The following is a 14,555-nucleotide window of genomic DNA, read 5'->3' on the forward strand; positions in this document are numbered from 1 at the left end:
GCGTCTCAGCCCTCCGTCCCGGCCAGCCGCAGCGTCCGCTCGGCCAGCTCGCTGATCCGCACCCCGTCGAAGCCGAACACCGCACTGCGCACGGTGTCCTCCAAGGGCTCCTTCCACTGCGCCGGGATCGCCGCGGCACCGGCCAGCACCCCGGCCACCGACCCCGCCGTCGCCCCGTTGGAGTCGGTGTCCAGACCCCCGCGCACGGTCAGCGCGATGGTGCGGGTGAAGTCCCCGTCGCCGTAGAGCAGGCCCGCGGTGAGCACCGCGGCGTTCGGCACGGTGTGGATCCAGCCCAGCCCGGCGGTCTCCTCCTCCACCGTGGCCAGGGTGTCCTCCCAGGGCAGCCGCGTCTCGTGCAGGGACATCACCCGGCGCACGGTCCGCGCCAGACGGCTGCTCGCCGGTACGACCGCAAGCGCGCTCTCCAGCGCCTCCCGCACGCCGGCCGCGCCGAACGCGGCGGAGATCAGCGCCGCCGCGAACATGGCGCCGTACACACCGTTGCCGGTGTGCGACAGCACCGCGTCCCGGCGGGCCAGCAGCGCCGCGCGGCGCGGGGCGCCGGGACAGGTCCAGCCGAAGACGTCGGCGCGGATCAGTGCGCCGATCCACTCCTGGTAGGGATTGTCGAAGGTCGCCGTCAGCGGCGGCTTCAGCCCGTTGGCGAGATTGCGGTACGCCGCCCGCTCCGCCGTGAAGGTCTGCAGATACGGCAGCCTCAGCAGCCACAGGTCGCCGACCTGCTCGGTGCTGAAGGCGAAGCCGTACGTCTCCAGCAGGTGCAGACCGAGGATCGCGTAGTCGATGTCGTCGTCCCGGCAGCTGCCGTGGATGCGGCCGCGCACGCAGTCACGCCACTCCGGGCGCAGCGGCGGGTCGTGCTCACCGCCGTCCACGGGCTCGGGGAGGTAGTCGGTCAGCGGCAGCGCGGCGGCTCGCCGCAGGTAGCGGTCGATGCGGTCCCGGGTCCACACCTCGCCCTGTTCCACCGGCTTGCCGAGCATGTTCCCCGCGATCCGGCCCAGCCAGCCTCCGAGGATGCGGTCGGCCAGTTCCGGCCTCGTGCCCACAGCGGTCATGGGGGAGGGGTACCCGCTCGCGGCCGGGTCTGCGCAGGCGAGCGGGCGTTCCAGCCAGCGGGCGGGGCATGACGTAAGGGGTGTCCTCCGGTTATGGTCGCAGCGGCGCGACTGGCCCCGACGTGCGTCGGGAGCCCGGAGAGCAAGGGGATAGCAAGGTGGCGGACGCTGCTGTGGAGGGCACCCGGCGGGTGCTCGTTGCCGCGGACAAGTTCAAGGGCTCGCTGACGGCGGTGGAGGTCGCCCAGCGGGTGACGGCCGGGCTGCGCCGGGTCGTACCCGGCGTGGAGGTCGAGACGCTCCCCGTCGCGGACGGCGGTGACGGCACGGTCGCGGCTGCCGTGGCGGCCGGTTTCGAACGCCGGGAGGTCCGGGTCACCGGCCCGCTCGGCGAGCCGGTCACGGCTGCCTTCGCGCTGCGCGACGGCACCGCGGTGGTGGAGATGGCCGAGGCCTCGGGCCTCCAGCTGCTCCCGGCGGGCGTCTTCGCCCCCCTGACCGCCACGACCTACGGCTCCGGTGAGGTGCTGAAGGCGGCGCTCGACGCGGGTGCCCGCACCATCGTCTTCGGTGTGGGCGGCAGCGCCACCACCGACGGCGGCGCCGGCATGCTGGCCGCCCTCGGCGCGGTGTTCCTGGACGCCGACGGGGAGCCGGTCGGCCCGGGCGGCGGCGCGCTGGCGGACCTCGCCTCGGCCGACCTGTCGGGGGTGGACCCCCGCTTCGCCGAGGTGGACCTCGTCCTCGCAAGCGACGTGGACAACCCGCTCACCGGCCCGAAGGGCTGCGCGGCGGTGTACGGACCGCAGAAGGGCGCCTCCGAGGAGGACGTGGCGACCCTCGACGCGGCCCTCGCGCACTACGCGCAGGTCCTGGAGAAGGCCATCGGCCCCAAGGCCGCTGAGCTCGCCGCGTCCCCGGGCGCAGGCGGCGCGGGCGGCATCGGCTACGGCGCCCTGCTGCTCGGCGCGAGCTTCCGCCCCGGCATCGAGCTGATGCTGGACGTGCTGGGCTTCGCCCCGGCCCTGGAGCGCGCCACGCTGGTGATCACCGGCGAGGGCTCCCTGGACGAGCAGACCCTGCACGGCAAGGCCCCGGCGGGCGTCGCCGCGGCGGCGCGGGCGGCGGACAAGGAGGTCGTGGCGGTCTGCGGCCGCCTCGCCCTGCCGCACGAGGCCCTGGGCCGCGCGGGCATCCGCCGCGCGTACCCCCTGACGGAGATCGAGCCGGACGTGGCGAAGTGCATCGCGGACGCCGGCCCCATCCTGGAGCGGGTGGCGGAACAGATCGCGAGGGACTACCTGGCCTGAGCCCCTCGGGGGCGCCGGGCCCGTCGACCCCGGGGACGCCGTCTTCACGGACGACGTCCCCGGGGTCGCTTTCCTGTGCCGGGGCGCAGCCCGTCGGCACGGCGATCCCACCCGCACCGGCCGCGCACACGACGAAGGGCCCCGCACCCGACAGGTGCGGGGCCCTTCGAGGGCGCCGTCACGGCAACTGCGCAGCCCGCGCCTCGCGCCGATTGTCGCGGAAGTTGTTCACCCGCCGAGCCGTGGCGAAGAGCGGGATCACCGCGCCCATCACCAGCTGCAGCGCGCAACCCGTCTGCAGCAGCAGCTGCCCGCTCGGCGCGCCGAAGGCCCACGCCGCCAGCAGGCCCATGCTGAGCACGATCCAGGAGAGCATCGCCACCGCGAGACGCCCGCGCGGCTTGGGGTACTCCACGCGGCTCACCATCAGCCACGCCGTACCGATGATCGCCAGCAGCGTCGCCGCGAACGGCAGCTCCAGCAGGACGATCGCCACGACCGTCAGTGCCCCGAAGGGACTCGGCATGCCCTGGAAGGTCCCGTCCTTCACCGTCACGCACGAGAAGCGCGCGAGGCGCAGCACGACCGCCAGCAGAACCACGATCGCGCCGACCGCGGCCACCCTCTGGTGGGCGTCGTCGGCGACCATGCCGTAGACCAGGACGAAGTACGCCGGGGCCAGGCCGAAGCTGATCAGGTCGGACAGGTTGTCCAGCTCGGCGCCCATCGGCGAGGAGCGCAGCTTGCGCGCCACCAGGCCGTCGAACAGGTCGAAGACCGCCGCGCAGAGCATCAGGATGACCGCCGTGGCCGCGCTGTGGCGGGCCATGCCGGACTCCTGGCTGCCGGTCAGGTGCGGGATCAGGATGCCGGTGGTGGTGAAGTACACCGCCATGAAGCCGCACGTGGCGTTACCGAGGGTCAGGGTGTCCGCTATTGAGAGGCGGAGGGAGAGAGGCATCTCCTCCTCGTCCTCCTCGGCCGCCTCCGGCACCCAGCCCGACTGAGTCTGCGGATCAATCACGGTCAATGCGAGTCACCCCAGCCACGGTCTTCTGACCGACCTCGACCGCGACCTCCACACCCTCCGGCAGGTAGAGATCGACACGCGAGCCGAAGCGGATCAGCCCGATCCGGTCGCCCTGCTCGACCTTCGTCCCCTGCGGGATGTACGGCACGATGCGACGGGCCACCGCGCCGGCGATCTGGATCATCTCGATGTCGCCGAGTTCGGTGTCGAAATGCCAGACTACGCGCTCGTTGTTCTCGCTCTCCTTGTTGAAAGCCGGAACAAAGCCGCCCGGGATGTGCTCGACCGACGTCACGGTGCCGGCCAGCGGGGCGCGGTTCACGTGGACGTTGAGCGGGCTCATGAAGATCGCGACCCGGGTCCGTCCGTCCTTCCACGGCATGATGCTCTGCACCACACCGTCGGCCGGGGAGATGACCCGGCCCTGGGCGATCTCGCGCTCGGGGTCGCGGAAGAACCACAGCATCCCCGCCGCGAGCGCGGTGGCGGGAACGGCGACGGCCCTGGCGGCGCCGGAGCGGCGCGCCCGGGCCAGGCTGAGGGCTGCGGTGGCGACGGTCGGGAGAAGCCACGGCGATGCTCCGCGCGCGAGGCGTACGCCGGCTCGGCTGTCGCGAGGTGCAGAGGTTTGGCTGTGGGGCATGGATGACCTTCGTAGCGGATGATGCCGCGCTTCAGGAGGGGGACGGCGGCTTTCCGCGATCGTAGCGGTTCACGGGCACAACTGGGTAAGCCAGGAAGCCGAGTCGGCGTCCGAAGAGTGCCTACGGGGTGTGATCTTCCTCCCGGAGATAACACCCCGTACCCGGACAATCAGCCCTGGAACCGATACTCTTCGAGCAGCCTGCGCCCGATGATCATTTTCTGGATCTCGGCGGTACCTTCACCGATGAGCAGCATCGGGGCCTCACGGTAGAGGCGCTCGATCTCGTACTCCTTGGAGAAGCCGTAGCCGCCGTGGATCCGGAAGGCATCCTCCACGACCTCCTTGCAGTACTCGGAGGCGAGGTACTTCGCCATCCCTGCCTCGAGGTCGTTTCGTTCACCGGAGTCCTTTTTGCGCGCTGCGTTCACCATCATCGCATGCGCGGCCTCCACCTTGGTGGCCATCTCGGCGAGCTTGAACTGGATCGCCTGGTGCTGGGCGATCGGCTTGCCGAACGTGTGCCGCTGCTGCGCGTACTGAACGCCCAGCTCGAAGGCACGCTGCGCGACACCGCAGCCACGCGCCGCCACATTGACGCGGCCGACCTCCACGCCGTCCATCATTTGGTAAAAACCTCGGCCGGTGACCCCGCCGAGCACCCGGTCGGCCGGAATCCGCAGGCCGTCCATGATCAGCTCGGTGGTGTCGACGCCCTTGTAGCCCATCTTGTCGATCTTGCCCGGGATGGTGAGGCCGGGGCGGACCTCACCGAAGCCGGGCTCCTTCTCGACGAGGAAGGTGGTCATCGACTTGTGCGGGGCCGTGCCCTCGGGGTGTCCTTCGTCACTGCGGACGAGGACCGCCACGAGCGAGGACGTACCGCCGTTCGTCAGCCACATCTTCTGGCCGTTCAGGACGTACTCGTCGCCGTCCTTCACCGCCTTCGACGTGATGGCCGACACGTCGGAGCCCAGGGCCGGCTCCGACATCGAGAAGGCGCCGCGGATGTCGCCGGCCGCCATCCTCGGCAGGAAGTGGTCCTTCTGCTCCTGCGTGCCGTGCTGCTTGAGCATGTACGCGACGATGAAGTGCGTGTTGATGATGCCGGACACGCTCATCCAGCCGCGGGCGATCTCCTCCACGCACAGGGCGTAGGTGAGCAGCGACTCGCCCAGGCCCCCGTACTCCTCGGGGATCATCAGGCCGAACAGGCCGAGTTCCTTCAGCCCGTCGACGATCGCTTGCGGATACTCGTCGCGGTGCTCCAGCTCCGTCGCGACAGGGATGATCTCCTTGTCGACAAAGTCCCGGACGGTGGAGAGGATCTCCTGCTGGACGTCGGTCAGACCGGCGGTCTGGGCGAGGCGCGCCATTACTTCTCCTGCTGCTTCAGCTCCGGGCGGCCCGGCTGCTCGCCGCCGCGCTCCTTGATGTACGTCTCGGTCGGCACCATGACCTTGCGGCGGAAGACGCACACCAGGGTGCCGTCCTGCTTGTAGCCCTTGGTCTCGACGTAGACGATGCCGCGGTCGTTCTTGGACTTCGACGGCCACTTGTCGAGGACCGTCGTCTCGCCGTAGATCGTGTCGCCGTGGAAGGTCGGCGCCACGTGCTTGAGCGACTCGATCTCCAGGTTGGCGATCGCCTTGCCGGAGATGTCCGGCACACTCATGCCGAGCAGCAGGGAGTAGATGTAGTTCCCGACGACGACGTTCTTGCCGAAGTCCGTCGTCTTCTCCGCATAGTTCGTGTCCATGTGGAGCGGGTGGTGGTTCATGGTGAGGAGACAGAACAGGTGGTCGTCGTACTCCGTGACCGTCTTGCCCGGCCAGTGCTTGTACGTCGCCCCGACCTCGAACTCCTCGTAGGTGCGCCCGAACTGCATGCTCACGCCTCCGGAATCTCGAACTTGCTGGTGCGCTGCATGCCGGCGGCGCGGCCCTTGCCGGAGATGACCAGGGCCATCTTGCGGCTGGCCTCGTCGATCATCTCGTCGCCGAGCATCGCGGAGCCCTTCTTGCCGCCCGCCTCGGACGTGTAGTAGTCGTACGCGTCCAGGATCAGCTCGGCGTGGTCGTAGTCCTCCTGGGAGGGCGAGAAGATCTCGTTCGACGCCTCGACCTGGCCCGGGTGCAGCACCCACTTGCCGTCGAAGCCGAGGGCGGCGGCGCGCCGGGCGACCTCGCGGTAGCCGTCGATGTTGCGGATCTGCAGGTAGGGGCCGTCGATCGCCTGCAGGTTGTTGGCGCGGGCGGCCATCAGGATCTTCATCAGGATGTAGTGGTAGGCGTCCGCCGGGTAGCCGGGCGGCTGCTCACCCACGACGAGCGACTTCATGTTGATCGACGCCATGAAGTCGGCCGGGCCGAAGATGATCGTCTCGACGCGCGGGGAGGCCTGCGCGATCGCGTTGACGTTGTTGAGGCCCTGCGCGTTCTCGATCTGCGCCTCGATGCCGATCTTGCCGACCTCGAAGCCCATCGTCTTCTCGATCTGCGTCAGCAGCAGGTCGAGGGCGACGATCTGCTCGGCGTTCTGCACCTTCGGCAGCATGATGCAGTCGAGGTTCTGCCCCGCGCCCTCGACGACCGTCACGACGTCCCGGTACGTCCACTCGGTCGTCCAGTCGTTGACCCGCACGACCCTGGTCTTGCCGGTCCAGTCACCCTCGTTGAGGAACTTCACGATGGTGTGCCGCGCCTCGGGCTTGGCCAGCGGCGCGCAGGCGTCTTCCAGGTCGAGGAAGACCTGGTCGGCGGGGAGGCCCTGGGCCTTCTCCAGGAAGCGCGGGTTCGAGCCCGGCACCGCCAGGCAGGAACGCCGGGGGCGAAGGCGGTTGACCGTGGTCATGCGGGGACCTCCAGGGGGTCGAGCTTGTTCGCTGTCCGGATCTCGTCGACGATGCGGCCGATGATTCCGGTGATGTCGAAGTCCTTCGGGGTGAAGACGGCGGCCACGCCGGCGGCCTTGAGCTGCGCGGCGTCCCCGCTGGGGATGATGCCACCCGCGATCACGGGTATATCTGTGGCACCGGCCACACGCAGCCGGTCCAGCACGTCCGGCACCAGCTGCGCGTGCGAGCCGGACAGGATGGACAGACCCACCGCGTGCACGTCCTCGGCCAGGGCGGCGTCCACGATCTGCTCCGGGGTGAGCCGGATGCCCTGGTAGACCACCTCGAACCCGGCGTCACGGGCCCGCACGGCGATCTGCTCGGCGCCGTTGGAGTGCCCGTCCAGGCCCGGCTTGCCGACCAGGAAGCGCAGCTTGCCCACGCCCAGGTCCTGAGCCGTCAGCTCGACCTTGCGGCGCACCTCGGCGAGCGCCGAGCCCGCCTCGGCCGCAACGGCCACCGGTGCGGAGGACACGCCCGTCGGGGCGCGGAACTCGCCGAACACCTCGCGCAGCGCCCCGGCCCACTCGCCGGTCGTCACGCCGGCGCGGGCGCACTCCAGGGTGGCCTCCATGAGGTTGTCGGTGCCCTTCGCGGCCTCCTTCAGCTTCTCCAGCGCCTTGCACGGGCGCGGGTGGTTGAAGGGCGGCTGGTAGCGGGTGTCCCGCCAGTGCTGGAGCGAGGCGATGACCTGGGCCTCGACCGCCGGGTCGACCGTCTGGATCGCGGTGTCCAGGTCGGCGGTCAGCGGATTGGGCTCGGTCGACTCGAAGATGTTGACGCCGACGATCTTCTCCTGCCCGGACTCGATCCGGGCCCGGCGCTCGGCGTGCGAGGAGACCAGCTGCGACTTCAGGTAGCCGGACTCCACGGCGGCCATCGCGCCGCCCATCTCCTGGATCCGCTCGATCTCCGCGAGGGAGGCCTCGACCAGCTCGTCGACCTTCGCCTCGATCACCTTCGAGCCCTCGAAGATGTCGTCGTACTCCAGCAGGTCGCTCTCGTAGGCGAGGACCTGCTGGATGCGCAGGCTCCACTGCTGGTCCCAGGGGCGGGGCAGGCCGAGCGCCTCGTTCCAGGCCGGCAGCTGCACGGCACGCGCGCGTGCGTCCTTGGAGAGGGTGACCGCCAGCATCTCCAGCACGATCCGCTGGACGTTGTTCTCCGGCTGCGCCTCGGTCAGCCCGAGCGAGTTGACCTGGACGCCGTAGCGGAAGCGGCGCTGCTTGGGGTTCTCGATGCCGTACCGCTCGCGGGTGACCTTGTCCCAGATGCGGCCGAAGGCGCGCATCTTGCACATCTCCTCGACGAAGCGGACGCCCGCGTTGACGAAGAAGGAGATCCGGGCGACCACGTCGCCCATGCGCTCCTGCGGCACCTGGCCGGAGTCGCGCACGGCGTCGAGCACGGCGATCGCGGTGGACATCGCGTACGCGATCTCCTGCACCGGCGTGGCCCCGGCCTCCTGCAGGTGGTAGCTGCAGATGTTGATCGGGTTCCACTTCGGGATGTGGGAGACCGTGTACGCGATCATGTCCGTCGTCAGGCGGAGGCTCGGGCCCGGCGGGAAGACGTGCGTCCCCCGGGACAGGTACTCCTTGACGATGTCGTTCTGGGTCGTGCCCTGGAGCCTGGTGATGTCCGCGCCCTGCTCCTCCGCGACGACCTGGTAGAGCGCCAGCAGCCACATGGCGGTGGCGTTGATCGTCATCGAGGTGTTCATCTGCTCCAGGGGGATGTCCTGGAACAGCCGGCGCATGTCACCGAGGTGCGCGACGGGCACGCCCACCCGGCCGACCTCGCCGCGGGCGAGGATGTGGTCGGAGTCGTAGCCGGTCTGCGTCGGCAGGTCGAACGCCACCGACAGGCCCGTCTGGCCCTTGGCGAGGTTGCGCCGGTACAGCTCGTTGGACGCCTCGGCCGTGGAGTGACCGGCGTAGGTGCGCATGAGCCACGGCCGGTCCTTCTCCCGCTTCGCCTCGGCGGGCTGACGCTCAGTCATCTGGGCCCCGTTCCTCAGACGTTGCGGAAGCGGTTGATGGCGTCGATGTGCTGCGCGCGCATCTCGTGGTCGCGCACGCCGAGGCCCTCCTCGGGCGCCAGGCACAGCACGCCGACCTTGCCCTGGTGCAGGTTGCGGTGGACGTCGTAGGCCGCCTGGCCGGTCTCCTCCAGGGAGTACGTCTTCGACAGGGTCGGGTGGATCTTGCCCTTGGCGATGAGGCGGTTGGCCTCGTAGGCCTCGCGGTAGTTGGCGAAGTGCGAGCCGATGATCCGCTTCAGCGACATCCACAGGTAGCGGTTGTCGTACTCGTGCATGTAGCCCGAGGTCGAGGCGCAGGTGGTGATGGTGCCGCCCTTGCGGGTGACGTAGACCGAGGCGCCGAAGGTCTCGCGGCCGGGGTGCTCGAAGACGATGTCGATGTCCTCGCCGCCGGTGAGTTCGCGGATGCGCTTGCCGAAGCGCTTCCACTCCTTGGGGTCCTGGGTGTGCTCGTCCTTCCAGAACTTGTAGCCCTCGGCGTTGCGGTCGATGATCGCCGTGGCGCCCATCTTGCGGCAGATCTCGGCCTTCTCCGGGGAGGAGACGACGCAGACCGGGTTGGCGCCGCCGGCCAGGGCGAACTGGGTGGCGTAGGAGCCGAGGCCGCCGGAGGCGCCCCAGATCAGCACGTTGTCGCCCTGCTTCATCGCCGCGCCGTTGCGGGAGACCAGCTGCCGGTAGGCGGTGGAGTTCACCAGGCCCGGGGCGGCGGCCTCCTCCCAGCTCAGGTGCTTGGGCTTGGGCATCAGCTGGTTGCTCTTCACCAGCGCGATCTCGGCGAGGCCGCCGAAGTTGGTCTCGAAGCCCCAGATGCGCTGCTCCGGGTCGAGCATGGTGTCGTCGTGGCCGTCGGGCGACTCCAGCTCGACGCTGAGGCAGTGGGCGACGACCTCGTCGCCGGGCTGCCAGGCGTTGACGCCGGGACCGGTGCGAAGGACGACGCCGGCCAGGTCGGAGCCGATGATGTGGTACGGCAGGTCGTGCCGCTTGGTCAGCGGGGACAGCTTGCCGTAGCGCTCCAGGAACGCGAAGGTCGACACCGGCTCGAAGATCGACGTCCACACGGAGTTGTAGTTGACCGAGGAGGCCATGACGGCCACCAGGGCCTCGCCCGGGCCGAGCTCGGGCACCGGGACGTCGTCGAGGTGGATCGACTTGCGCGGGTCCTTGTCGCGGCTGTTCAGGCCCGCGAACATCTCCGCCTCGTCCTTGTGGACGGTGATCGCGCGGTACGACTCGGGGAGCGGCAGGTTGGCGAAGTCGGCCGAGGTGGTCTCGGGCGACTGGATCGCGGCCAGGATGTCCTTCACGGTCACGGTGTTGCCTCCGGCGGTGAGCGCCCTGAGGGAGGGGCGCCGATGGGTACGTCGGTGCTGCTGAGGGGTTTGAGGGTGTGCCGTCGGTTCGGCGGGTGGTGCTGTTCGGCAGCGCTTTGTGGCGCGGGAGGGTGCCTGTGACGCAGGCGTCCGGGCGCGCAAACCAGTGGCTTGCGGGGACAGCCGGCACTGTGCTGTTTCGCTGTGCGCCGGCCGCCCGGAACACTCTCAACGTATGGCACAGCGTGTCAGGTGACAAGGCACTGAGTGCCAGAACTTCCTCTCAGATGAAATCTTTACGCAACAAATGAGCGATGATCGATCGAACGGCGCTGGAGAGCCGGTCGAAAACGGCTCGGGGCATGCCAAAACGGCCACCCCGGGGGGTGGCCGTCATCACAGAGGTGAGGTAGGTGCTCAGCGCTCCTTGAGCGCCTGCTCGATGGTCCGCATGACCTCCTCCAGCGGGGCGTCGGTGCGGGCGACCGTCACCAGCACCTCCCCCTGCGCGGACGTCGTCGCGGCGGTCGGGGGCGCGGGCGGCGCGGAACGCCCCGCCATGATTCCCGTGCCGAACGTCTTGCGCACGATCGCGAAGGCGTGGTCGAGCTGCGCCTCCACGTCCCCCTGCCCGCCGGCCCGCAGCCAGCGCCGCAGCACGTGGTTGTGCGCGGTGACCACCGCCGAAGCGGCGACCTCGGCCAGCAGCGGGTCGTCGTTGGCGTCGTCGTCGTGCGCGTGCTCGTCGAAGTGGCCGAGCAGATAGCGGGTGAACAGACGCTCGTAGCGGGCCACCGAGGCGATCTCGGCCTCGCGCAGGGTGGGCACCTCGCGTGTGAGCTTGTAGCGGGCCACGGAGATCTCCGGGCGGGCCGCGTACATCTTCATGACTTCCTTGATGCCGCGGCACACCGTGTCCAGCGGGTGCTCGTGCGCGGGGGCCGCGTTGAGCACCGCCTCGGCGCGGACCAGGGTGTCGTCGTGGTCCGGGAAGATCGCCTCTTCCTTGGAGCGGAAGTGGCGGAAGAAGGTGCGGCGGGCGACGCCGGCCGCTGCGGCGATCTCGTCGACGGTGGTCGCCTCGTACCCCTTCGTCGCGAAGAGCTCCATCGCGGCGGCCGCCAGTTCTCGGCGCATTTTCAGCCGCTGGGCAGCCGCGCGGGAACCCGCGGCGGTTTCCGGCGCGTCGGGCGTGGCGGAGGTACGTGAGGACTTGGCGGGCTGGGACATGACCCGAACGTACTGCATGGGCGCGGCTCTCTGTGCAGGTCCGGGGCTTCCCCCGCCCTCGAAGGGCGGGGGAAGGGCGGCCGGATCCAGCAGCCCGCCCCAGTCCGCGCGGTCCGGATCCGTCCCGGACCACTCGCCGGAATGCTCAGCGGCGGGCATATTCGCGGAAGCCGCGGCCCGTCTTGCGGCCGAGGCAGCCCGCGGCCACCAGGTGCTCCAGGAGCGGCGCGGGGGCGAGGCCCGGGTCGCGGAACTCGCGGTGCAGCACCTTCTCGATGGCCAGCGAGACGTCCAGGCCGACGACGTCCAGCAGCTCGAAGGGGCCCATCGGGTAGCCGCCGCCCAGCTTCATCGCCGCGTCGATGTCGTCGAGCGAGGCGTAGTGCTCCTGGACCATCTTGATCGCATTGTTCAGGTACGGGAACAGCAGCGCGTTGACGATGAACCCGGCCCGGTCGCCGCAGTCCACGGCGTGCTTCCTGATCTTGGCGCAGACCTCCCGGACGGTGGCGTGCACATCGTCGGCGGTGAGCACCGTACGGACGACCTCGACCAGCTTCATCGCCGGCGCCGGGTTGAAGAAGTGCATGCCGATCACGTCCTGCGGGCGCGAGGTGGCACGGGCGCAGGCGACGACCGGCAGTGAGGACGTCGTCGTCGCGAGGACCGCGCCGGGCTTGCAGACCTTGTCCAGCGCCGCGAACAGCTGCCGCTTGACCTCCAGGTCCTCCGCGACGGCCTCGACGGCCAGGTCGACGTCCGCGAACGCGTCGTAGGAGCCCGCCGGGGTGATCCGCTCCAGGGTCTGGGCCGCGGCCTCGGCGGTCATCCGGCCCTTGTCGACCGAGCGCGCGAGCGACTTGCCGATGCGGGCCTTCGCCGTCTGCGCCTTCTCCTCGCTGCGGGCGGCGAGCACGACCTCGTAACCGGCCTTGGCGAAGACCTCGGCGATGCCGGAGGCCATGGTGCCGGAGCCCGCCACGCCGACCGAGCGCACCGCGCGGCCGGGGGTGAGAGCGGCACCCTCCAGCGGGGTCAGGGCGTCCCGCACGACGGTGGCGCTGCCCGGGGCCTCGTAGGTGTAGAAGCCGCGGCCGGCCTTGCGGCCCGTCAGGCCCGCCTCGCTGAGCTGCTTCAGGATCGGCGCCGGAGCGTGCAGCCGGTCGCGGGACTCGGCGTACATGGCGTCCAGGACCGTGCGCGCGGTGTCGATGCCGATCAGGTCGAGCAGCGCCAGCGGACCCATCGGCAGACCGCAGCCGAGCCGCATCGCCGCGTCGATGTCCTCCCGGGAGGCGTACTTCGCCTCGTACATCGCGGCCGCCTGGTTGAGGTAGCCGAACAGCAGCCCGTCCGCCACGAACCCGGGACGGTCACCGACCGCGACCGGCTCCTTGCCCAGCTCGAGCGCCAGGTCGGTGACCGCGGCGACGGCCTGCGGCGCGGTCAGCACGCAGGAGACGACCTCGACGAGCTTCATGGCCGGCGCCGGGTTGAAGAAGTGCAGGCCCAGCACCCGCTCCGGGCGGGCCGAGTCGGCGGCCAGCCGGGTCACGGACAGGGCGTTGGTGCCGGTCGCGAGGATGGCCTCGGGACGCACGATCCCGTCCAGCTCGCGGAAGATCTGCTGCTTGATCTCGTACGACTCGGGCGCCACCTCGATGACGAGGTCGGCGTCGGCCGCGGCGGACAGCTCGGTGGTGGTGCGGACGCGGGCGAGGGCGTCGGCGCGCTCCTGCTCGGTCAGCCGGCCGCGCTCGACCGCGCGGGCGGTGGAGGCCTCCAGGGCGGCGAGGCAAGCGGCCGCCTGCGCCTCGCTGATGTCGATGCCGGTCACCTCGCGGCCGGCGCGGACCAGGACCTCGGTGATGCCGGTGCCCATGGTGCCGAGACCGACGACGGCGATCTTCTGCAGGGCGGAGGGAGAGCTGTGGGACAGGGGAGTGGCCATCGCGGGACTCCAGGAATGAGGGTGACGACGAGGAGAGCGCCCGGGTGCGCCGCGGGGGCGCACCGGGTGCGTGCAGGAGTGCGGGTGTGATGTCCGGGCTGCTGAGCGCACACGCCCGGTGCCGTCGCCGGTACCCCGCTCGGGCGGACCCGAGGGCGGGGCGGGCGTGCACACGCCCGTGGAACGGCGAGGGATCGACCGGCCCTGTCCCGAGGCCGGGTCGCACTGCGGTACATGAAGTACCGAACCGACTGCTCCCGTGAGGCTGCGTCACCAAACCGCCACGGGGAGGGGTGCGAGTGGGTAACCCGCTCGCTTGAGCTTAACCGGCTGGTAACGAGCGCGCCAGCCCTCGGCCTTTGTGATGTACGTCCCTCGACGCCGCGGGCGTCCTACCCTCTCAGGCATGGACGAAGAGTTGCGAGCGCTCACGGAGCGCTTACGGCGGGAGTCGGGAGGCGGGCCGGACTTCGAGCGGCTGCTCACGGCGGACGCCGATGCGCTGGCCCGGGTACTGACCGCGCCCGCGGAGCCGCTGTGGGCCCGCGAGCTGGCCGCCTTCCGGCTGGGCCGCGCCGGCGACCGGCGTGCCTTCGAGGCCCTCGTCCTGCTGCTCAACCACCGTGACCCCGAGCGCTGCGCGGCCGCCGCGCACGCCCTGGCCCGCCTCGGCGATCCGCGCACCGCCCGCGCCGCGGCCGCCCTCGCCACCAACGAACTGCGCGTGGCCTACGCCCTGCACCCCGTCCGCCTGCTGGTCGCACTGGACGCTCCGGAGTCCGTGCCGGCCCTGATCACCACGCTGCGCCGCCGCCTCAGCCCCCACGATCCCTACCGCAGGGTGGCCCTCGCCTGTGTGGAGGGCCTCGGCGCCCTGGCCGACGCCCGCGCCCGGGAGGTCCTCACCGAGGCCCTGGCCCACCCGGCCCTCGCCGAGGCGGCGGTCCACGCACTGGCCCGCATCCCGAAGCAGCGGTGAACGGCCGCGGCCCCGGAGCACCCACCGGTGGCCGTGTCGCCTGAGCGACCGCCGGCACCCGTCACGCCGGGGCC

The 14,555-nt window shown here is 70.6% G+C and carries 12 protein-coding genes; 2 read left to right on the forward strand and 10 right to left on the reverse strand.

Translation table 11 applies throughout. The features are described from left to right. Positions 1–5 precede the first annotated feature (5 nt). On the reverse strand, positions 6–1,082 hold the full coding sequence (locus ACZ67Q_RS01620) for an ADP-ribosylglycohydrolase family protein (protein WP_471175066.1): 1,077 nt from the start codon (positions 1,080–1,082) through the stop codon (positions 6–8). 158 nt (positions 1,083–1,240) lie between these two features. Between ACZ67Q_RS01620 and ACZ67Q_RS01625 the strand changes: the two genes are divergently transcribed. Beyond that, on the forward strand, positions 1,241–2,392 hold the full coding sequence (locus tag ACZ67Q_RS01625; RefSeq protein ID WP_471175068.1) for a glycerate kinase: 1,152 nt from the start codon (positions 1,241–1,243) through the stop codon (positions 2,390–2,392). A gap of 178 nt (positions 2,393–2,570) precedes the next feature. On the opposite strand, the gene pssA is transcribed toward ACZ67Q_RS01625, so the two are convergent. The 9 genes from pssA to ACZ67Q_RS01670 all read right to left on the reverse strand — a co-directional run bounded on the left by pssA (position 2,571) and on the right by ACZ67Q_RS01670 (position 13,502). Next, entirely contained in the window at positions 2,571–3,386 is an 816-nt protein-coding gene (pssA, locus tag ACZ67Q_RS01630) for a CDP-diacylglycerol--serine O-phosphatidyltransferase (RefSeq protein WP_103783613.1), read from the reverse strand. A 22-nt stretch (positions 3,387–3,408) separates the two neighbouring features. Further along, complete coding sequence (locus tag ACZ67Q_RS01635) at positions 3,409–4,065, reverse strand: phosphatidylserine decarboxylase (RefSeq protein WP_103783614.1); 657 nt, start codon at positions 4,063–4,065, stop codon at positions 3,409–3,411. Between the two features lie 170 nt (positions 4,066–4,235). After that, complete coding sequence (locus ACZ67Q_RS01640; RefSeq protein ID WP_471175070.1) at positions 4,236–5,441, reverse strand: acyl-CoA dehydrogenase family protein; 1,206 nt, start codon at positions 5,439–5,441, stop codon at positions 4,236–4,238. Beyond that, positions 5,441–5,953, reverse strand: a complete 513-nt coding sequence (locus tag ACZ67Q_RS01645) for a MaoC family dehydratase (protein ID WP_019757884.1) — start codon at positions 5,951–5,953, stop codon at positions 5,441–5,443. The genes ACZ67Q_RS01640 and ACZ67Q_RS01645 overlap by 1 nt, the downstream gene beginning before the upstream one ends. A 2-nt stretch (positions 5,954–5,955) precedes the next feature. Next, positions 5,956–6,918, reverse strand: a complete 963-nt coding sequence (locus ACZ67Q_RS01650) for an HpcH/HpaI aldolase/citrate lyase family protein (protein WP_361627314.1) — start codon at positions 6,916–6,918, stop codon at positions 5,956–5,958. Beyond that, positions 6,915–8,963, reverse strand: coding sequence for a protein meaA (locus ACZ67Q_RS01655; protein ID WP_471175072.1), 2,049 nt, complete (start codon positions 8,961–8,963; stop codon positions 6,915–6,917). The genes ACZ67Q_RS01650 and ACZ67Q_RS01655 overlap by 4 nt, the downstream gene beginning before the upstream one ends. Before the next feature lie 14 nt (positions 8,964–8,977). Then, positions 8,978–10,315, reverse strand: coding sequence for a crotonyl-CoA carboxylase/reductase (gene ccrA, locus ACZ67Q_RS01660; protein WP_471175988.1), 1,338 nt, complete (start codon positions 10,313–10,315; stop codon positions 8,978–8,980). Between the two features lie 423 nt (positions 10,316–10,738). After that, positions 10,739–11,551, reverse strand: coding sequence for a TetR family transcriptional regulator (locus tag ACZ67Q_RS01665; RefSeq protein WP_471175074.1), 813 nt, complete (start codon positions 11,549–11,551; stop codon positions 10,739–10,741). Positions 11,552–11,696: 145 nt separating this feature from the next. Beyond that, positions 11,697–13,502: a 3-hydroxyacyl-CoA dehydrogenase family protein gene (locus tag ACZ67Q_RS01670; RefSeq protein ID WP_471175076.1), complete on the reverse strand. Its 1,806-nt coding sequence runs from the start codon at positions 13,500–13,502 to the stop codon at positions 11,697–11,699. A 406-nt stretch (positions 13,503–13,908) separates the two neighbouring features. Between ACZ67Q_RS01670 and ACZ67Q_RS01675 the strand changes: the two genes are divergently transcribed. Then, a complete protein-coding gene (locus ACZ67Q_RS01675; protein ID WP_471175078.1) occupies positions 13,909–14,481 on the forward strand; it encodes an adenylosuccinate lyase in 573 nt (190 codons plus the stop codon). The last annotated feature ends 74 nt before the right edge of the window (positions 14,482–14,555 follow it).

It is taken from the genome of Streptomyces sp. NPDC036813, from assembly GCF_055609245.1.